This is a genomic window from Burkholderia stagnalis (assembly GCF_902830275.1).
Classification (GTDB): Bacteria; Pseudomonadota; Gammaproteobacteria; order Burkholderiales; family Burkholderiaceae; genus Burkholderia; species Burkholderia stagnalis.
This window is the reverse complement of sequence record NZ_CADESW010000094.1, coordinates 1-475: the sequence shown is the minus strand read 5'-3', so window position 1 is coordinate 475 and position 475 is coordinate 1. Positions and strand designations below refer to the sequence as shown.

Genomic DNA, 475 nt, shown 5'->3' with positions numbered 1-475 from the left:
CTGGCGATGCACGTCCGCATCGGAGAATGTTCAACGCAGCGTTGGTATCACGATCATGCACGACACCACAGCCATCGCAGGCCCACTCTCTTGTTCGCAGTCCCGCGATACCTTTCGGCCGCGTCGTGCTGTCTTTCGACCCGCACGCCGAACAGGACTGGGTCGAACCGCTTTCGTCCACTTCCTCGAACGTGGCTCCGTGCGCGATCGCCTTGTAACGGAGCTTGTTTCGGAAGGACGACCAGGATGCGTCGTAGATGCTCTTCGCCATCCTGGTTTCGGCGAGTTTCGAGGCCGACACATTTCCGACCGCGATGTAATCGAATCGCCGCACCAGATCGAGCGCGAGCTTGTGCTGGAAGTCGGCGCGGGCATTCGCCACTTTGGCGTGCAGCTTCGCGATATGCCGCTTGTGCTTGCGTGCCCGCTGCGCTTTCGCCAGCTTGTCGGCCGCGCGCCGGCCGAACTGGTCATT

Annotated in this window: 1 protein-coding gene; it reads right to left on the bottom strand. The window is 61.5% G+C overall.

All coding sequences use genetic code 11. The features are described from left to right. Positions 1 to 475: RNA-guided endonuclease InsQ/TnpB family protein (locus HWY45_RS36360; RefSeq protein ID WP_176118507.1), on the bottom strand; the 475-nt coding region annotated here is incomplete at both ends.